Below are 18,891 nucleotides of genomic sequence, written 5' to 3'. Positions count from 1 at the left end.
CCTCTAGGGCGCGGCAGCGATCTCGGGCTGAGCCTCCACGACGCCGGCCGCCTCAAGGGCCGCGATTGCATCGGCGCCGTACCCGAGCTGCGCCAGGACGGCACGCGTGTTGGCGCCTGCCGGCGGTGGGGCGCTCCGAGACATCAGACGTTCACCGTTGAGGCGGACGGCTGGGGCGATGTCCCGATAGTCGACGATGTCGTCGTGGCTTGTCCTGCGGATCATCTCCAGCGCGCGAGTCTGTGGGTCGCTCATCAGCTGGTCGATGCCACGAACCGGAGAGCACGCGACGCCTGCGCCTTTCATGGCGCTCTCCGCAACAGCCGTCGTTCGGGAGGCGAAGAACGGCGCGATGGTCTCGTGCAGCGCCAAGCGATGTCCTACGCGAAGCTCGTTGCTCGCGAAGCGCGAGTCCCGAGCGAGTCCGGGTGCTTCCATCGCCACGCACAACCGTTGCCACTGTGCGTCGTTGTTCGCAGCCACGAGGAGATAGCCGTCCTTGGTTTGAAACGCCTCGTAGGGTGCCATCATCGCTGCTCCTGAGCCCTCGGGCTGCGGCACGACGCCCGTGGCCATGTAGCTCATGATTTGGGCCGGCAACCAGGCGAGTGCGGTCTCATACAGAGAGACATCGACTCGCTGCGGTCCGCCGACTTGTTCCCGCGTCCTGAGCGAAGCCAGGACCCCGAGTGCAGCCCACATCCCCGTACCGATGTCGATGACCGAGAAGCCCACTCGCACCGGCTCGGCGTCACGATGACCCGTGACACTCATCAGACCCGCGGAAGCCTGCATGAGCGCGTCGTACCCAGGCTGGTCGCTCAAGGGCCCGACGCTGCCGTGCGCTGAGATTGCGCAGTAGACCAACGAAGAGTTGCTTTCGGTGAGCGTGTCGAAGTCGAGCCCCAGACGGGTCGCAGTTGCCGGCAGGAGGTTGTGAACCACCACGTCGGCGTCGCTCACCAGACCGCTCACTATCGCTCGCCCGGCCGGAGTCTTCAGGTCGACGACGGCGGACTGCTTGTTCCGGTTGAAGGCCAGGTAGGTAGCGCTGATGCCTTCCCAGAAGGGTGGGCCCCACGATCGCGAGTCGTCGCCCTTGCCGGGGCGTTCGATCTTGACGACGTCAGCACCCAAGTCCGCGAGTAGTTGAGTGCAGAACGGACCGGCGATGCTGTGGGTGATGTCGACGACTCGCACGCCGGCGAGTGGAAGGCCGCTCGGCATGCTCAGTAGCTCCGAGGTAGGCCGAGCATTGCCTGGCTCAAGTAGTTGAGTGTCACCTCACTGCTGACCGGAGCGATGCGCTGGAGACGGATGATCGGCCAGAGAGCGGCGATGTCAGTGTCAGCCTCGAACGCCGAACCACCGTGTACCTGTAGCGCTGCATCGATTGCTGCATCGGCTGCGAGGCTCGCCAGGTACTTGGCGGAGGTGGCCTGCACACCGATGTCGGCGCCTTGGACATCGTGCCGGGCGCAGGCGTCGTAGGTCACGAGTCGAGCGGCGTCCAGATGGATCCGGGCGTCGGTCAACGGATGCTGAACCGACTGGTAGCCGCCGATCGGCGTGCCGAACGGCGCACGTACCTGGGCATATTCCACGCCGAGCCGCACCGCACGAGTGCCCAACCCGATCGTCATGCCGGCGACGATCAGCCGCTCCGGGTTGAGCGCGCTGAACAGTTCGCTGGCCCGCGAGCCTCCGCTCCCAATGCGAGCGTCCACAGGCACCTCGACGTTGTCGAAGAAGACGGTGAAGTGGCGTTGTGGGATGTTCAGGCCCATCGTCAGCCGCTGGAGCGTCACTCCATCGTTGGGCATGGGCACCATGTACAGGCCCACGTCTCGCGGGTCGCCCTCGGATCGAGCGACCACCATGATCTCCTCTGCCTCGTCGGCGGAGGAGATGAACGTCTTCTGGCCAGAGATCAGGTAGGTGCCGTGATCGGTCGCCCGAGCTGTCGTCGTCAGGTTGAAGCTGTTGCTCCCCGCACCAGGCTCGGTCAGGGCGAACGCGTATCGGATCTCGCCCGTAACAGTCGGTGGCACCCATCGAGCCCGTTGCTCCGGTGTTCCGTGCAGCAGGATCGCCTGTCGGACAAACCCGAGTGACACGTAGAGCTGGGGCGGGGTGCCGGCTTCGGCCATTGCCTCCATGAAGGCGACTGGGGCCGTGGTGCCGCCACCTGAGCCGCCGTACTCCTCAGGCACGCCCAGACCCAGCAGCCCCTGCTCCCCGAGGAGCGACCACAGCTCGGGACCGGGGACAGCGTCATCTCGCACGAGCTGCAGGTAGTAGTTCCTGTCCAGGCGTGCGGTGACGCCGCGAGTGGCCTCGCGAGTCGCAGCAATGAGTTCCTCTTGCCAGTCGAGCATTCTTCTCCGTCGAAGGTCGTTGCCGATGGGGCGCTGGTCGGGGTCAGGAACCTAGATGGGGTCGCCGAATGGCGTGGGGCGGGTTCATGCGGTCTGGAGTCCACGGTTGGTCGTGGATCTCGGTCTCGCATCGCCACCCCGTCACCTCTGTCACACGTCGCTCGATTTCCTCGAGCAGCGGCATCTGGAAGAAGCAGGAGGCTCCCGTCGGACAGAAGGACACCTGGACGACACCGGTGTCTGCATCGACGTCGACTGATTCGATGAGCCCAAGAGACACGACATCGATCGGCTGGCCAAGCCCTTCGCTACATGGGTCAACCAAGCGTCCGAGCGACGTCCACACTGCTTCGCGGACCGAGCCCAGCTCGTCCTGCTGTGCCTGGGTTGTTCGTGATGTCATCTCAGTCGCCCGCCGTCACTCGTTGAGTCCGTGAAGCCGGATGACGTTGCCGCCGAGGATCAGGTCCTTGTCGCTTTGTGTGATCGGGTGGAACGACCCGTCTTCGACCAGGCTCTGTGGCATCTCGAAGACGTCGAACGCATCGATCAGCGGCTTGGGGTGGATGAGGTTGTAGCCGCTCGCGAAGATGAGTTGCTCGGCGCTGCCCCAATAGAGGAGTTCGCCGAGCGCTCGGGCGAAGAGCTGGGGGCGCGTGACGATGTAGGACATGGTCACCTCGAGGTTGACGTACACGTTGCTGAATCGGTGCAACAACTGCGCGGTCTCCTCCAGGAACGCCAAACCCCCATGGACCACTTGGAAGTTCAGGTCTGGGAACTCTGCGGCCGCACCGACGAGGTCATCGACGCGGAAGGGTCCGATTGGCGCGGGGCCAACCGGAAGTGCCTTGTGAACAGCGATGTTTCGGATGCCGAGTTCCAATGCTCTTTCGAACACCGGGAACGCCACCTTCTCGTCGTCCATCGTCCAGGTGTAGGAGCGGCCATTCATGTACGCCGAGGGGTACAACTTGATGCCGTCCACCCCGTCGACCTCGACATTCCTGGTGAGGCGCTGGAGGGCGAGAGGACCGTCAAGCGGACTGATCGGCGCGTAGAGCAAGACCTTCTTCGACGTGGAGTCCCGCAGGTGCTTCCCCTGCTCGAGCGAGGTCAGCCCGTCGATGAAGTAGTCCCACAGGGGCAGCCCGTGAAAGACCACGGCTTCGACGCCGGCCTCTTCGACTGCGGCCAGTACCGACTCGTTGGATGACTGACCCATGAAGTCTTCGCGGCTGGTGATGTAGCCGTCGGACTGACGCTGATACGCGACGTGGTGGCGGTACAGGCCCTCGGCGAATCGCGCCGAGGCTTGATTGGCAAAGTTGGAGCTGAGGAGGTTGTACGGATGGACCACTCCGTCGACGATGCGGCGCGGGCTTGTCACGGTCGCGACCCTGCTGTGTGGGCACGAGGCACCCACCCTTCGAGTGCGCGGAGACTTTTCGTGTTTTCGAACACGACCGCAAGTTACTCAGCCTCAGATACCTCTGTCAAGGAAGCAACTATCCCAGCATCCACCGCCTGAACGGCGCACAAAACAGTCCATCGACCATGGGCGGCCAGCCGTCCGGAACTGCGGATCGCCATCCGAAATTTCGGAAAGTTTCGGCCTGAATGCTTGACATGCCGATGTGGGGACTGTCACGTTACGTCTCATTCCCAGGCCGCCCGGCCGTCAACTCAAGGCCTCTTGAGGCCCGCGTGCTGCTAGCTCATCACTCCCGGGAGCGCACGCCCGCACCCGAGCCATCGATCGAAGGAGCAGCATGACTTTGTGGGTAAGGACCGCGATCGCCGCCAGCTGTCTCGCGCTACTAGCGAGTGCATGTGGATCAGACGGTGGCGACACATCCTCTGACGGCACCAAAGTAATCACGGTCGGCATGATGGCCAATCTGACCGGAGCCGGCGCTCCGTATGGCGTCCCGTTCAAGAACGGCCTCGACCTCGCGCTCAAGGACAGCGCCGGGGACCTCAAGGACGCCGCCGATGTGTCGATCAAGATCGACTCGAAGGACACGACTTCCGTCGAAGCGAACGCTGTGACGCTCTGCAACCAGTACGCGCAGAAGAAGTACCCAGCGATCATCAGTGACTCCCTCACGCCCATCGCGGCGGCGGTGACTCCGTGTGCCACGCAGAACAAGATGCTGTTCGTCAGCGGTTCAGGCGGTGAGGTCCCCAACGAGGAGGGCTATGAATTCCGGCTGACTGATGTCAGCACTGTCATGGTGACCCTGGCCAAGCACATCGTTTCGACAGGCCATCAGAAGGTCGCTGTGATCGTGGACCGCGACAACCCTGCACTCGTTTCGACAGCGGACATCACGGAGCAGGCTCTCAAGGATGACGGAGTCGATGGGTTCGTCGCCCGCGAGGACGTCTCGGGGACGGACACGGACTTCTCGTCCGTGCTCACGAACATTCGGGATGCCGATCCGGACGCCATCTTGATCATCACGCTGGCTGAGCAGTCGGGAGCGATCGTGCGGCAGATTGCCCAGTTCGGCGGATTCGACGGCGTACTGCTCTCTGGAAGCCACGCTTGGGGACCCCAGGTGTTCGAGGTCGCCGGCGACGCCGCGGTTGGCTCGATCTACGGCGCACTGTGGTCGCCTGGGGAAGCCAGTAGTGCAGCTTTCGTCGAGGAGTACAAGAAGGAGTACGACTCCGACCCAGTCGCCTTCTCGGCCCTGGGGTACGAGACCGGATGGCTTCTGGCCGCAAGCATTCGGGCGGTCTTGGCCGACGGCGGCGAGGTGACTGGAGAGGCATTGCGGGACGCCATGGCGGACGCGGTCGACTCCGACTGGCTGAAGGATCATGGTCCGGTCCAGGGTCTGCACTTCGAGGATGGCGGCGCTGCCCGCTATCCCGGGACGGTCGTCGAGTTCGGGGCCGGTGGCGAGGTCCAGATCGTGACGGACTGAGAATGACTCGCTGATCGGTGGCGTCCGGCGGCCAGAGGGCTGCCGGACGCCACCGGCAACCTCCACTGGAAGGGCCTCCTGGTGCAGCTCCTCGGTCAGCAGACGATCAACGGCATCGCCTTAGGCATGGTTTTTGCACTCTTTGCGATGGGCTTCAGCTTGGTGATTGCGAACCTCAGCGTCTTCCATGTGGCCCATGCTGCGGTCTTCTCATGGGGAGCAGTGTTCGCATGGGACTTGACGGACCGATTCGGGCTACCCCTCGTGGTAGCCCTGCCAGGTGCCGCACTTCTAGCCGGCGTGCTCAACGTCCTCTGTTACTTCGTACTCATCCGACATCTGGACTCTCGGCGGGACAAAGAGCTGGCTGCGTTCATCTCAAGCGTCGGCGGTGGAATCATCCTGACGGAGCTGATCAGCAAGCATCTGAACTACGTCACAGTCAGATTGCCGGACGGGCTGTTTCCGATCCGCTCGTGGCGCGTGTGGGGACTCCAGATCTCGAGTATCCAGCTGCTGATCGTGGGTGTTGCGGGAGTTACGGTCGTGCTCCTCGGTCTGTTGATGACCCGAACACAGATCGGCCGCGAGGTCCGCGCGGTCGCCTACGACCGAGAACTGGCCTCGATGCTGGGCGTCGGGGCTACCAGTGTGAGCGCCCTCGTCTTCTTCTTGTCTGGAGTTCTGGCCGGCGTCGCGGCCGTCCTCATCGCGTTGGCCTTTAGCCAGATCGACTCGCGTCAAGGCAACGCCTACCTGGTCCTCGCGCTCACTGCCATGGTCCTCGGCGGGTTTGGAAGCGTCAAAGGGGTGGTTGTGGGTGGGCTCGTCGTGGGGCTCGCGAGCTCGTACACGACGGCGTACCTGTCGTCCGGCTACCGCAACGTCGTCATCTTTGGGCTGTTGATGCTGGTCCTGGTGGTACGGCCGCAGGGCCTCTTTGCGGTTCCGTCCTCCGAGATTCGCGTCTAGCCGGACCTGGGACGGATATACGCATGCAGACCTTTCTCGACGCCTTCGGGATCTATGACTATGCCGTCCGACAGGGGCTCGCGCTCACCCTCGTGGGGCTGAGCGTCTTCATCCTTCTCCGCGTCGGCCTCTTTGCCATGCCACAGATCGGCTTCATGGCGATCGGCGCCTACACCACCGCCGTGCTGATCGCAGATCACGGATGGCCATTCCTGCTCGCGGCGCTAGCAGGCGGCGTGTTCGGGGCAGTCTCAGGGCTCGTGTTGGGCGTGTTCCTGTCGCGGCTCAGCGGCGTCTACTTGGCGCTCGCGACCATCGGCTTCAGCGAGATCGTGCGTGAGCTGATCCTGCAGTTGGAGTTCACGGGTGGCGCACAGGGCATCTACGGGATCCTGCCCGAGCAGGTGGACCTCTACTTGGTCGGTTCGATCGCGCTGGTCTTGGTCGTGTGCCTGCTCACGGAGCGCACACGGGTTGGACTTGCGATGTCAGCCATCAGGGATGAACCGATCATGGCTGCTCATCAAGGGATCGGGATCAAGTGGTACCGCATTTCGCTCTTCGTGGCCTCCGGCTTCCTGGCTGGACTAGGCGGATCCTTCTTCGTCAATCAGGCGGGGTTCGCGGATCCGAGTTCTTACTCTTTCGCGCTTCTTGTCCAAGTTCTTGCTGCCGCGATCCTCGGCGGCCGGGCCAGCTCGTGGGGACCCCTGCTGGGTGGCATCGTGATCTTCGGACTACCTCTGTTTCTGGGCGGCCTCGATCAGTACGGCGCCATGATCAACGGTGCGCTCATCGTCTTGGTCATCGGTCTGTTTCCCGGAGGTCTCGTGGGGACAGGCAGAGGACTCGTGACGTGGCTCCTCGCACGAACCCGCACAGCAGGTTCGGCGTTCGACGGAGACACGTCCAGCGCACCATCAACGCCACGAGCCGCCGGGATCGCCGTACCGAAGCCAGCTGTGGCGGCCGACAGGACATCAGAGTCGCCTCTCCTGTCGCTCGAGGGGATCCAGAAGTCGTTCGGAGGCATCCAGGCTCTGCGGGGCGCAGACATGTTCGTCTACTCGCAAGAGGTGTTCGGCCTGATCGGACCGAACGGGTCGGGAAAGACGTCACTGCTCAATGTCCTGTCCGGTGTCTACTTTCCCGATGCTGGAAAGGGGCAGTTGGACGGGCGAGAACTGTCAACCATGTGGGGTCACCCTGAACGCTTGTCTCGCGCGGGGATAGCACGCACCTTCCAGGGCATTCGTCTCCTGGGTGAGCTCACCGTTGCAGCCAACGTCTCGTTGGGCGCCTATCACACCCACAGGAGAGCCGTTTCCCCCAGGATGGCGGACGGCCGCCTCGGGGAACATGTGACGGCAGAGGTCAAGGACCTGGTGCGCGACACGTTGGCCGAGCTCGGTCTGGGCGAGCTCGCGAGTCAGCCGACGGAAAGCCTTCCCTACGGTGTCCAGCGCAAGGTAGAGATAGCGCGCGCGATCGTGAGCCAACCAAAGCTCTTGCTTCTCGATGAGCCGACGGCTGGCATGACGCCCTACGAACGAGCTCAGATCTTTGAGCTGGTTCAGCACGTTCGGGCTCGTGGCGTCACGGTCGTGGTCGTCGAGCACGACGTCAGCATCATGGCCGAGCACTGCGATCGGATGATGGTCCTGGACTTCGGATCAGTCATTGCCGTCGGACCCGCCGATTCGATCCTCAAGGAGGAGGCTGTGATCGATGCATACATCGGACGACCTGCTTAGCCTGACGCAGGTCACGATCAGGTATGGACGCGTCGAGGCCGTTACCGACGCAAGCTTCAGCGTCCGTCCGGGTGAGGTGGTGGCCCTCCTTGGTGCCAATGGAGCGGGCAAGACCAGCCTGTTGAAGTCGATCAGTGGCCTCGTTCCAGTTGCGGCCGGAGACATCCGTCTACGAGGGTCATCCATCTTGAAGAAGCGTCCTGAGATCGTCTTGAGAAGCGGTATTGCCCATTCACCCGAGGGACGGCGCGTGGTCGCCAGCCTGACTGTCGAGGAGAATCTGGAGCTGACAGGCAGGGCAAGCCGGCGGCGTGCGACGCGGGCAGACCTACTCTCGGGGTTCGAGGAGTGCTACGAGCTCTTCCCCCGCCTGTTCGAGCGCCGACAGCAGGGAAGCGGCCTCCTGTCCGGAGGTGAGCAGCAGATGCTGGCTATCGCCAGAGCGATCATGGCCCGGCCCGAGGTGATGCTCTTGGACGAGCCGAGCATGGGGCTCGCGCCGATCATGACCCAGAGTATTTACGCAGTGCTGTCGAAGCGGACCGGGACACTAGGCGAAGCGGCAATCATCCTCGCCGAGCAGGGAGCCTCCCTTGCCCTGACCCTGGCGGACACGGCATGTCTGCTCAAGCGCGGAGAGGTCGTGTATCACGGCCCGGCGAGCGAACTCACCGCCGAGCAAACGGTAGCTGCCTACATGGGCACGGCCGAGGAGCGCCAAGCCGGGAGTCCCGCAAGTCCTTAGACGCGTCACGTTCGCTCGGGGACGTCGCCCATCGCCCGGGTGTTCCGCTCTCCACCTCGTCACGTGCTACGAAGGCAGAACCAGCGCGTCGACCAAGCTTCGGACGTTTCCGACAGTGGAAAGCCCCGACGCTGAAGCGTAGGCATGGGCAGCACCTCGATCGGTCAGCACCGGAGCCACAAGAGCTTCAAACTTCAGGCGCAGCGCCGCCTCGGACAGAGGGTTTGCGGGCGAACCTTCTGCTAACAAAACCCGTTCCCGATCCAAGGCGGTGCCGCGCGAGGTCGTCACGACTACCTCGGCCGCGGACGCCTCAGCACTGTTCTCGGGGATGGCTGAGAGCTCTGGGTGGAGGCTCACCTCGACGCGTTTCATGAGACTGGTCACCGCGTCATCGGGGGGAGCATCATCCTCGAAGCGAGACATGTCGACCTCTCCCGCCAGGAGTGCGCTCGCTACGCAGAACTCCATGCTGAACTTGCGCTCCAAGGCGGTCGTTGGAAACCGCGTGAGCAGAGGCGGCAAGCATGCAGGCGCCACGAGCACCCTGACTGCAAGGTCCCGTTCGGGTGGCAGGACCGTTCGACGGTAAATGCTCCGAGCCGCGTCTATGGCCTGATGCGTTGCTGCGCAAGACGGGTATTGCTTCCTAGTGAGTCCGTACTTCGTGATGAGGAGCTGCGACAGGTCTTGAGCGAGGTGCACCGAGGTGCTCGTGTCAGGTCCGAACGCGTTGAGGAAGCCAGACTCGCCGTCCAGGGCGTGTGAGTCTGCCACGAGTCCAGCCTCTCCCAAGAACGCAGCTTGCAAGCCGTTTCGCGCCGCCATGCCGACATGGAACGGCTTCACCATGCTGCCGAAGTTCTGGCGCAGACCTGCGGCTTGCGATGCGGCGATGCCGAGAGCGGAGGTGAACTGGACGGGGTCGAGACGCAACAGGGTCGCAATGGCGGCCGCGGCCCCTAACGTGCCGCAGGTAGCTGTGGCGTGCCAGCCCCGTAAGTAGTGCTCGGGAGTGATTGCGTGACCCAGGCTCACCATCACCTCGTAGCCGACCAGGTATGCGGAAACGAGATCCTGTCCCGAACTGCCGAGAGCCTCACCAGCTGGCAACAGAGCCGATATGAGAACCGCCGACGGGTGCCCCATCATCTCCCAGCACACGTCGTCAAAGTCTGCGACATGGGCGCAGGTACCGATGGTCAACGCGGCGTCCATCAATGACTGTCGATCGGTGCTTCCTGGGATCCGCGCCTCGAGGTCGGACCTACCGGTGAGCAGCCTGTGCTGGCGGAGGAGCCGACCGGCTGGTGAACCCGCTCCGGAGATGACGCAGGCCAGGGTGTCCACGAAGGACTCCGTGACCAGATGCCCGATTTGGGGCGCCAGATGGGAGCTCCGAGCCAGGTCACTGAGAGCCGCTATCTCATCCGCCAGAGACACGATGCCTCCTCCTTCCGAGACCGCGGCGACCTCGGGATCGGGTGGTCAGCGGCCGGTCCATTCCGGCTTGCGTCCCTCGGCGAATGCCGACTGTCCTTCTTGGCAGTCGTCGCTGGCGTACACGACCCGACACATGTCGTCGGCGACGAGATAGCCGGCAGCCCTGCCGACGTCCATCGTCCTGTAGAACAGCCGCTTGTGGGCCTGGACGGTCAGAGGGGCGTTCTCAGAGATCTGTGCGGCGAGTTCTTGAGCACGTCGAAGGGTCTCCTCCGGCGGCGTCACCTCGTTGACGAGTCCGACCTGGTGTGCGCGTTCGGCTCCGATGGTCCGTCCGAGCAGGAGCATCTCTAGCGCGATGGCGCTTGGCATCGCCCACAGAAGCGGTACCGACCACGGCGCCGCGCGACCGACCTGTGCCTCGGTGATGCCGAAGGTGGCCGAGTTGCTAGCAACTCGGAGATCGCACTGCAGAGCCAACATGAATCCCCCTGCGAGCGCGTATCCATTGATCGCGCCAATGACCGGCTTGCTGATCTCCCATTCGTAGGTGGCGCTGAGGTAGCGAGGCGGAGCTCCAGCGCGGACGTCGCTCGAGTGTCGTGCCCTGAGGGCTGCGAACTCTTTGAGGTCACCGCCCACGCAGAAGGCACGGTCTCCCGCACCGGTGAGTACCACGGCCCGCACATCGTCGTCCTTGTCCAGCTCTCGCCAGGTCGATGCCAAGGCGTCGAAGAGCGCACCGTTGAGCGCATTCAGCCGACTGGGGCGATTCAGAGTCACCGTCGCAACGTGGCCGTCGCGAGAAACGAGGAGCGGATCCTGGGTCATGCGCCCTCGCTCTCCCGGTGCCACACTGGCAACACGACCCCCTCGCCTCGTTCGGCGAACCTGACCACGAGGCGTTCACCGGCGACGAGGGTGTCGATGTCGGGCGTGTGGATGTAGCCGACCATTCGGACGGGAGTTTCGTCGATCTCGACGATGCCCACTGCATAGGGAACGAGGTCCTGGTATCCCGCAAGCCCGGTGCGGTGTACCTCGGTCCACGTCGACAGCGTGCCCGAGCCGGCGATGACGTGCCAGGTGAGCTGAAGGCTCTGGCACTTGACGCATGCCGCACGTGGGGGCCATTGCACGCCTTGACAATCTGCGCACACCTGCGCGCGGAGCTCCCGCTCTGTGAGGCCGTCCCAAAAATGGCGGATCTCCGGATCCCGCCTGTCGGGGCGGGGTCCGTCGAGTGCTGCGAGCTCTGCGTTCACGGCTGTTCTCCTAGTTGGTCAACACTGCAAGTGAACCGTCGCCGAGGTCGCCCCAGCCGGTCACCGCCGCTACTTCTGCTCCTGGGACCTGGCGATCACCACCGGCGTGACGAAGCTGGAGCACTGCCTCGACGATGTGGTTCATGCCAGCGAGGTGGCCCTCTGACAGAAGTCCGCCGTGCGGGTTGACGGGTAGGGATCCGCCGCTGAGCGCGATCTCTCCGGCCTCGACGAATGCTCCACCCTGGCCGAGGGGCGCGAAGCCAGCCGCTTCAAGTTGCTGGATCACTTGGAAGGTGAAGCAGTCGTAGATCAGAGCGACGTCCACGTCTGCTGGCCCGATGCCGGCCTCACGGAACGCTCGAGGTGCAGCCTTGGCGAGGCCCGTACCGTAGATCGGGTTCCTGGCGCTGAGGTCGTCGGCGGAGTCCGCGTGACCCTCGGCAACGCCTCTGATCAGGACTGGCGGCTGGGGAAGGTCTCGCGCTCTCTCTGCCGACGTGATCACGATCGCCGACGCGCCATCCGTCTCAAGGGAGCAGTCGAACATCAGGTAGGGGAGTGCGATCGGCTTCGAGGTGACGTACTGCTCGAATGTGAGCTCTCGGCCGTACATCTGGGCATGCGGGTTGAGTAGAGCATGTTCACGCATGGTGACGGCGACTTTGCCCAGTTGCTCCCTCGTGGTGCCGAAGTCAAGCATGTGTCGGCGGCACATGAGGCTGTAGGTCTGGACCGGGAGACTGAGTCCTAGAGGGTGTTCGAGGCCGTGACGGAACTGCTGACCGGGCACTTGCTGCGTCACGCGCGACTCGACTCTGTCCCCCGACCGACCATTTCTCGCGACGTACATCAGGACGGCCTCTGCCTGGCCCGCTGCGATGGCAAGGGAGGCCGTGCGGAGCCCGGCGACCGGGCTAGCGCCGCCCAGATGAGAGACGGCAGTGAACCGGACGTCTCCGAGCCCGAGCATCGCGATCAGATCTTCCGCTGGTGGTCCGATCTGGTAGGGGATGATCCCGTCGATGTCACCGGGGTTGAGTCCAGCATCCGCGATGGCCAAGAGGGCAGCCTCGATGGCGAGGCGGGACTGGCTGCGGCCGCTGCCGCTCGAGAACTCGGTCTGGCCGACGCCAGTCACTGCCGCGGTCCAACAACTACTCATCAGCTCGTCCGTCTCTCGCAGTGTGTGATTGTTCTGAGCGCTCGATGCATCCCGCATGCCCAGGCGGGACGCCACCCACGAGGAGGACCTCCTCGTCGCCCGGCGGTTGGTCCGGCGGGTCGGTCGATGTCAGCAACTCTCGGACGGCACGCCGGTTCACCTTGCCGTTTCCGGTTTGCGGAATGGCGTCGACGATGCGAATGATCGCTGGGCTGAAGGCTCGACCCATCGCCTGTTCGATTCGGGCGCGTACGGCGGCCAGGACTTCTTCTGGGGACGGGTTCGCAGCAGACACCTCGAGGACGAGGTTCACCGCCTCGCCTTTGTCATGATCGGGAACCCCCACCGCGACGGCCAGGACTACCTGGGGGACCTCGCACGCAAGTCGCTCGTACTCTTCGGGACCAACGCGCTTTCCAGCGACTTTGATGAGGTCATCCGAGCGCCCCACCAGTTGCCACGTGCCATCAAGGTGTTCAACGGCGCGATCGCCTTGGACCCAGGCTCCTGGCCACTGTCGCCAGTGGCGGTTGACGTAGCCTTCGGCGTCGTCCCAGAAGCCCAGCGTCATGGACGGTCCTGCCTGAGTGACCACCATCTCGCCAGGTTCACCGAGGGTGAGGTCGCCCTTGGCGTCGCGCACCTCGGCCCGGATGCCCGGCGCCAGACCGGAGAAGTGACACTCCGGCGTCTCGACGATCGGGCTTCCCACGAGAAGCGCGCCGGCCTCCGTGCCACCGGACAGGTCGATGATCGGGCGGACACCACGTCCGACATGCCGGTGCAGCCACCTCCATGGCGAGGACGTCATCGGCTCGCCGGCGCTCCCGAGGATACGCAAGGTGCGCAGGTCGTGCTCTTCGATGACGTTCACGTCGGCGGCAGCCATGGCACGGGTGACTGTCGGTGCCATCCCCAGGTGTGTCACGGCGTGGTCCGCGACGATCGACCAGACAGTTCTCGGCGACGGATAGGTCGGCACTCCCTCCATCAGAACAACAGTGGCGCCGAGCGCGAGCGTGCCGACCAAGCTGTTCTGAGACATCATCCACCCGGTGTCGCTGGGCCAGAGCACTCGGTCGTCAGCGCAGACGTCGAAGTTGAGGCCGAACGTGATCGGGATCCCGTATGCGAATCGGCCGTGACAATGCACCGCGCCTTTGGGTGGTCCGCTGGTTCCGCTCGTGAAAGCCAGAAGGCACGGGGTCGCGGGGTCGAACGCCTCGATGTCGTTGTCTGAGTCTCCCTGGATCAGCGTCGACCATGCGACGTCGCGGGCGAGACGGGTCCCGCGTCCCGCCTCGCCGTGTTCTACGACGACGACCCGTTCGACCGAACCGACGGTGTCGCAGGCGGCGTCGGCAATCGACTTGAGATCGATGGCCCGTCCGCGTCGGCGGGCCCTGTCGGCGGTGATGAGCACCTTGGCGTTGGAGAGCGCCAGGCGTTGCGCGAGAGCCTCCGCCCCGTAGCCGCTGAAGGCCGGAACGGCGATCGCCCCGATCTTGGCAATCGCAAGGAACGCGATGACCGCTTCTGGGATGGTCGGGAGGTATAGGCCAACCCGGTCGCCCCGCTCGACGCCGAGCTCGCGGAGCCCGGTCGCCGCAGCGGACACCGCGCCAGCCAGCTGAGCGTAGGTCAGCTCCAAGCTTGCACCGTCCTCAGAGCACCAGATGAGGGCGGCTTTGTCCGGGGTCGTGAGCAGCCAGCGATCGACGCTCAGCCACGCCAGGTTCGTCCTCCCGCCCGAGAACCAGTGCGACCACTCGGGCCCGTCAGAGACATCGAGGACGCTGTCGAAGGATTCCATCCAGTCGAGACTCAAGAAGTCGAAGATGGCTGGGTAGAACCAGTTTGGATCGTCCGCACTTCGGCGCAGGAAATCGTGGTAGTCCCGAAGGCCGTGTTTCACCATGAACTGCCACGTCCTCGTCAGCTCCACGCTGCCGGGTGGCGGCACCCAACGATCGTTGACGAACCACTCAGGAAGGTCCAGGGTCACGGTGCCTGTCTCGCCTCTCTCGTCCCGCGCCTCATCGGCAGTTTGTCGTGTGGTCCTCGTCCGATTGCGCTCCGATGCGCTCGACTAGAAAGTCCTGGGCATCCCCAGTACGTGCTGACCGATGTGCGCCAGGACCAGGTTGTTGCTGACCGGCGCCACCATGAAGAGTCGTGCCTCGCGGAACCTGCGTTCGATGCCGTACTCCTCAGCGAAGCCGTACCCGCCGAAGGTGTCCATGGCGGCGTTCGCCGCCGCCCACGATGCCTGGGAGGCCAGTAGCTTTGCCGTGTTCGCCTCATAGCCTTTCGTGTGACCTGCCTCGAACATCGCGGCCGCCTGCCAGCGCATGAGGCTGGCGGCCTCGAGCTGTGCGAACGCCTGTGCGATGGGAAACTGGACACCTTGGTTGGCCCCGATCGCCCGACCGAAGACGACGCGCTCGCCGGCGTAGCGCGCTGATCGATCGACGAACCAAAGACCCGCTCCAATGCATTCCGAGGCGACGAGGATCCTTTCCACGTTGAGCCCGCTCAGCAGGTAGGTGAACCCTTCGCCCTCCTGTCCGATCAGGTTGTTGGCCGGCACGCGCAGATCGTCGAAGAAGAGCTGATTCGTCTCGTGGTTGACCATCGTCTTGATGGGGCGGACGCTGATCGCGTCGCCTGCTTCCGCGAGGTCTACTAGAAAGACGCTGAGCCCGTGGGTCCGGTGCTGGGCTTGCTCCTGGGGGGTCGTGCGAGCAATGAGCATCATCACATCGGAGTGCTGGAAACGAGACGTGAAGATCTTCCCGCCGTTGATGACGTAGTGGTCACCGTCGCGTACGGCAGTAGTGCGCATGCTCAACGTGTCGGATCCTGCTTCGGGCTCGGTCAGCCCGAACGCTTGGAGACGAAGCTCCCCAGAAGCCAGCCTGGGCAAGTACCTGGCCTTCTGGTCCGTCGAGCCGTGCCTGAGCAACGTCCCCATCGTGTACATCTGGGCATGTGCGCTGGCAGCGACGGCGCCGTGTCGAGTGATGGCCTCGAGGACGAGGGCGGCATCGCTCACGGTGCCCCCACCGCCGCCGTACTCCTCGGGGATCATGAGCCCCAGCCAGCCTTCGTCCGTCAGTGCCTTGACGAATTCGTCCGGATAGGCCCGTACGTCGTCGAGGCCGGCCCAGTAGTCCTCACTGAAGCGGTTGCAGATCTTTCCGACCGAGTCTTGGATGGCGCGTTGCGCGTCAGTCAACTCGAAGTGCACGGGCGTCCTTTCACAAGTACCAGGCGGGCGATTCCATGTGCCCGTCCTAGGAGACAGTGGCGTGATCGATGTACTCGCTCACGTAGTCAGTGACATCTCCGTGGAGCGTGATCCGGGGCATAGGCACTGGCCTCACCAACTTGGACATATCCAAGGCGATGTTCCGGATGGTCTTGAAGTCGATGCCAGTTTCGTAGCCGAGGGAGTTGAGCACGTAGACGACCTCCTCCGTCGCTACGTTGCCCATCGTGGCCTTGTCAACAGGAACCACCGTCCCGGAGCCGACGCCGAGAAGCGACGCGTCGATCTTCACGACGTCTGCGTCCAAAGCGGCGAGCACACCCACCGATGCCACGCCGTGACGGTTGTGTAGGTGAACGCCGTACTGAATGTCGGGGAAGTTGCCCTTCAGCTCTCGTAGAAGGTCGTAGATCGTTCCGGGATCCGACATACCCAGCGTGTCGGCGATCGTGACCTCTCGGATGCCGATGTCTCGTAGCTGGCCGAGAACTTCAAGAACACGCTGCCTGGGGATCTCTCCCTCGAACGGGCAGACGGTCGTCGTACCCAAGTCGGCACTCATGTTGAGCCCCGCGTCCGCCCCGACGCGCCACATGGACTCGATTTCGAGGAGCGACTCTTGAATGCTCTTGCCTACGTTCTTGGCCTGGTAGGCCTCGCTGCAGGTCAGGAACGCGGTCACGCTCCTCAGTCCAGCGTCGATCGCTCTCTCGAGTCCGCGGACGTTGGGGACGAGCGCACGGGCAGCACCTGACTCGCGTGCCTCGGCCGGAAGCTGGCGCACCACTTCTTCTGCATCTGCGAACTGAGGGAGAAGGGTCGGGTGTGCAAAACTGGTTGCCTCGATGTCGTCGACACCGGCCTCGAGGAGTCTCTCGACCATGTCAACTCGTGTCGCCGTGTCCAACGCGACAAGTTCTCCAGCGTGGAAGGCCTGCAACCCGTCTCGGAGGAAGCACTCCGAGATCCGGACCTGCTTGCCGTCTCCCAGTAGACCCATGCCGCGTCGCTCCTTGTATCGAAGGCTGAGCGTTCGCCGGCCGTGAGGCCGGGAACGCATCTGGAGGTCCGAGTTCTCGAAGAGTCATTCGGATTTTCGGATCATCTTTGCACGCAAGATGGGCTTGGTGTCAACCAGTGGAGCGCGCTGAACGGGTTTCGCGCCGGAGGTAGACGTGTGGAGTTCGAACTTCTGGTAGGTTTTCCGAGTCAGCCTGACCCAGGTCACCGCCTCCCGTGGTGGAGGCCGAGGGACGGGATAGCAGAGGGTCCGTCGCCCTGAAATCGTGCGACGGTCTCCACGTGAACGTGTGCCCTCCACAGCCCGGAGCGTTGCCATGAACAACAGCGAGCGCGCCAATCGCGTCGAACGTGTCGTGCAGGTCATCGAGTACCTCGCCGACCCTCCCGATGAATGCTCACTGTCTGACATATCTCGAGAGCTGGGTCTTGCGGCGAGCAGCACCCATGACTTGCTCAAGGCGATGTTGGTATCGGGGCTCATCGTGAACGGTGAGGATCGACAGTTCCGACTGGCGCCACGCAGTATCCGACTCGGGCTGCGGATAGCTGCGCAGGTCGACGTCGACAACGTCACCACCACACACGTGGTGCGGCTGGTGGAGCGCGTTCGGCAGGATGTCTACGTAGCGTCGCGTGTGGGAAACGATGTCATGTACATCGGCCGGTACGACGGACCACAGCCTGTGAGACTGGGTCTCCGACTTCGCGAGCCTGTGGCCCTGCACTCCACGGCCGTCGGCAAGTTGATCACGGCCTTCGACCCGGAGTTGGAGCAGCAAGTGCTCGCGGGGGAGCTGGTCTCGATGACCCCATCCACGATCACTGATCCTGCGGTGCTTGCGCTCGAGTTCAAGTCGATCAGGGAAACGGGCATCAGCGTAAGTCGAGAGGAAAACCTGCGAGGCATCATCGCCATCGCAGCTCCAGTCCGTGGCGGCCAGGAGAGGGTCTCCAGCGCCATCGCGGTTTCAGCCCTGGCAGTCGACATGCCGGAGTCCCGAATCCCGTCCATCGCAAGAATGTTGGCAGAAACCACTCAAGCCATCGAGTTCACGCTTGGAAGCTACGCAGCTCCTGATGCAACGTCATCCAGGGTCGCGCAGGAGGCCTGACACCTTGTCATCGAACTCAGCGGTGCAGTTGAGTGGACCCGACAACGGGATCGTCCACATCACGCTCAGCCGGCCGGAGCAGCGAAACGCGCTGCGGGAGTCCGATCACCAGAGGTTGTCTGTGATCTGGGACGACCTCGACAAGGATGCAGACGTGCGCGTGGTCGTGGTGCACGGCGCAGGACAGTCCTACGGTGCGGGCGGTGATCCTGACTACGTGCGGCAGGTGGTCAGCGATGAAGATGTACGCCGACGCGCGTGGTGGGAGGCCCGTAGCATCGTCAGAGGGATGATCGAATGCAGGAAGCCGATCGTCTCGGCTGTCGAAGGCGCGGCTGTCGGAGCTGGATGTGCCATCGCTCTGCTCGCTGACATCTGCATCGTCGCCGAGGATGCGCGGCTGATCGACGGTCACCTTGCCATGGGTGTCTCTCCCGGGGACCACGCAGCGTTCCTCTGGCCGCTGGCCATGGGCATCGGTCGCGCTCGCGGCCACTTGCTCTTGGGCCGCAGGCTGAGCGGCGCGGAGGCGGCTGCGCAGGGGCTGGTCTACGAGGCGGTGGCGCCGGGCACGGCGCTTCAGCGCGCGGACGAACTCGCGGCTGAGCTCGTTGGGTTCGATGCCCAAGCGCTGGCAGTGACCAAGCTGTCGGTCAATGCGATCCTGCGTCAGCATTGGCAGTCGTTCGAGGCGGCGCTTGCCTTGGAGTTCATGCTGATCTCCGGCGACGGGCCCAGGGCGGCGCTTGCGTCCCTCGATCAAGCCTGACCGCGGATGCCGTCAGCCTGCATCCCTCGTTGCTCCATTCGAGGCAAAGCTTTCTCGC

Annotated in this window: 17 protein-coding genes; 6 read left to right on the top strand and 11 right to left on the bottom strand. The window is 63.8% G+C overall.

Going from position 1 to position 18,891, the window contains the following annotated elements; translation table 11 throughout:
* Nucleotides 1-3 precede the first annotated feature (3 nt).
* The 4 genes from G514_RS0117020 to G514_RS27370 are packed head-to-tail and all read right to left on the bottom strand — an operon-like array spanning nucleotide 4 to nucleotide 3,768.
* The gene (locus tag G514_RS0117020; protein WP_169576477.1) at nucleotides 4-1,200 is read right to left on the bottom strand and encodes a CaiB/BaiF CoA transferase family protein; all 1,197 of its coding nucleotides are present in this window, start codon (nucleotides 1,198-1,200) and stop codon (nucleotides 4-6) included.
* Between the two features lie 29 nt (nucleotides 1,201-1,229).
* A complete protein-coding gene (locus G514_RS0117015; protein WP_028652736.1) occupies nucleotides 1,230-2,378 on the bottom strand; it encodes an acyl-CoA dehydrogenase family protein in 1,149 nt (382 codons plus the stop codon).
* A 43-nt stretch (nucleotides 2,379-2,421) separates the two neighbouring features.
* On the bottom strand, nucleotides 2,422-2,781 hold the full coding sequence (locus G514_RS31375) for a metal-sulfur cluster assembly factor (RefSeq protein ID WP_084152173.1): 360 nt from the start codon (nucleotides 2,779-2,781) through the stop codon (nucleotides 2,422-2,424).
* Nucleotides 2,782-2,796: 15 nt separating this feature from the next.
* Nucleotides 2,797-3,768, bottom strand: a complete 972-nt coding sequence (locus G514_RS27370; protein WP_157544920.1) for an amidohydrolase family protein — start codon at nucleotides 3,766-3,768, stop codon at nucleotides 2,797-2,799.
* 382 nt (nucleotides 3,769-4,150) lie between these two features.
* On the opposite strand from G514_RS27370, the gene G514_RS0117005 reads away from it, so the two are divergent.
* From G514_RS0117005 to G514_RS29410, 4 genes are all read left to right on the top strand, one after another.
* The gene (locus G514_RS0117005; protein ID WP_084152172.1) at nucleotides 4,151-5,314 is read left to right on the top strand and encodes an ABC transporter substrate-binding protein; all 1,164 of its coding nucleotides are present in this window, start codon (nucleotides 4,151-4,153) and stop codon (nucleotides 5,312-5,314) included.
* A gap of 81 nt (nucleotides 5,315-5,395) precedes the next feature.
* Complete coding sequence (locus G514_RS0117000) at nucleotides 5,396-6,286, top strand: branched-chain amino acid ABC transporter permease (protein WP_028652734.1); 891 nt, start codon at nucleotides 5,396-5,398, stop codon at nucleotides 6,284-6,286.
* Between the two features lie 23 nt (nucleotides 6,287-6,309).
* Nucleotides 6,310-8,040: a branched-chain amino acid ABC transporter ATP-binding protein/permease gene (locus tag G514_RS0116995; RefSeq protein ID WP_028652733.1), complete on the top strand. Its 1,731-nt coding sequence runs from the start codon at nucleotides 6,310-6,312 to the stop codon at nucleotides 8,038-8,040.
* Complete coding sequence (locus G514_RS29410; protein ID WP_036565080.1) at nucleotides 8,015-8,785, top strand: ABC transporter ATP-binding protein; 771 nt, start codon at nucleotides 8,015-8,017, stop codon at nucleotides 8,783-8,785. Before G514_RS0116995 ends, G514_RS29410 begins: the two co-directional genes overlap by 26 nt.
* A 66-nt stretch (nucleotides 8,786-8,851) precedes the next feature.
* Here G514_RS29410 and G514_RS29405 read toward each other — a convergent pair whose 3' ends face one another.
* From G514_RS29405 to G514_RS0116955, 7 genes are all read right to left on the bottom strand, one after another.
* Entirely contained in the window at nucleotides 8,852-10,228 is a 1,377-nt protein-coding gene (locus tag G514_RS29405) for an MmgE/PrpD family protein (protein ID WP_051247603.1), read from the bottom strand.
* 45 nt (nucleotides 10,229-10,273) lie between these two features.
* A complete protein-coding gene (locus G514_RS0116980; protein WP_028652731.1) occupies nucleotides 10,274-11,059 on the bottom strand; it encodes an enoyl-CoA hydratase/isomerase family protein in 786 nt (261 codons plus the stop codon).
* On the bottom strand, nucleotides 11,056-11,493 hold the full coding sequence (locus G514_RS29400; RefSeq protein WP_051247601.1) for a Zn-ribbon domain-containing OB-fold protein: 438 nt from the start codon (nucleotides 11,491-11,493) through the stop codon (nucleotides 11,056-11,058). The genes G514_RS0116980 and G514_RS29400 overlap by 4 nt, the downstream gene beginning before the upstream one ends.
* Before the next feature lie 10 nt (nucleotides 11,494-11,503).
* Nucleotides 11,504-12,634, bottom strand: a complete 1,131-nt coding sequence (locus G514_RS0116970; RefSeq protein WP_211222169.1) for a thiolase C-terminal domain-containing protein — start codon at nucleotides 12,632-12,634, stop codon at nucleotides 11,504-11,506.
* A gap of 16 nt (nucleotides 12,635-12,650) precedes the next feature.
* Nucleotides 12,651-14,663: an AMP-binding protein gene (locus tag G514_RS27355; protein ID WP_157544918.1), complete on the bottom strand. Its 2,013-nt coding sequence runs from the start codon at nucleotides 14,661-14,663 to the stop codon at nucleotides 12,651-12,653.
* Nucleotides 14,664-14,747: 84 nt separating this feature from the next.
* A complete protein-coding gene (locus tag G514_RS0116960; RefSeq protein ID WP_028652729.1) occupies nucleotides 14,748-15,908 on the bottom strand; it encodes an acyl-CoA dehydrogenase family protein in 1,161 nt (386 codons plus the stop codon).
* 46 nt (nucleotides 15,909-15,954) lie between these two features.
* Complete coding sequence (locus G514_RS0116955) at nucleotides 15,955-16,929, bottom strand: beta/alpha barrel domain-containing protein (RefSeq protein ID WP_028652728.1); 975 nt, start codon at nucleotides 16,927-16,929, stop codon at nucleotides 15,955-15,957.
* A 337-nt stretch (nucleotides 16,930-17,266) separates the two neighbouring features.
* Here G514_RS0116955 and G514_RS0116950 point away from each other — a divergent pair, with 337 nt between their 5' ends.
* Together G514_RS0116950 and G514_RS0116945 are read left to right on the top strand one after the other, a co-directional pair.
* Nucleotides 17,267-18,064, top strand: coding sequence for an IclR family transcriptional regulator (locus G514_RS0116950; RefSeq protein ID WP_028652727.1), 798 nt, complete (start codon nucleotides 17,267-17,269; stop codon nucleotides 18,062-18,064).
* A 4-nt stretch (nucleotides 18,065-18,068) separates the two neighbouring features.
* Nucleotides 18,069-18,833, top strand: a complete 765-nt coding sequence (locus G514_RS0116945) for an enoyl-CoA hydratase-related protein (protein WP_028652726.1) — start codon at nucleotides 18,069-18,071, stop codon at nucleotides 18,831-18,833.
* Nucleotides 18,834-18,891 lie beyond the last annotated feature (58 nt).

The organism is Nocardioides halotolerans DSM 19273 (assembly GCF_000422805.1).
GTDB classification, from domain to species: Bacteria; Actinomycetota; Actinomycetes; order Propionibacteriales; family Nocardioidaceae; genus Nocardioides; species Nocardioides halotolerans.
The sequence above is the reverse complement of the archived record's forward strand: the minus strand, read 5'-3'. Positions and strand labels throughout refer to the sequence as shown.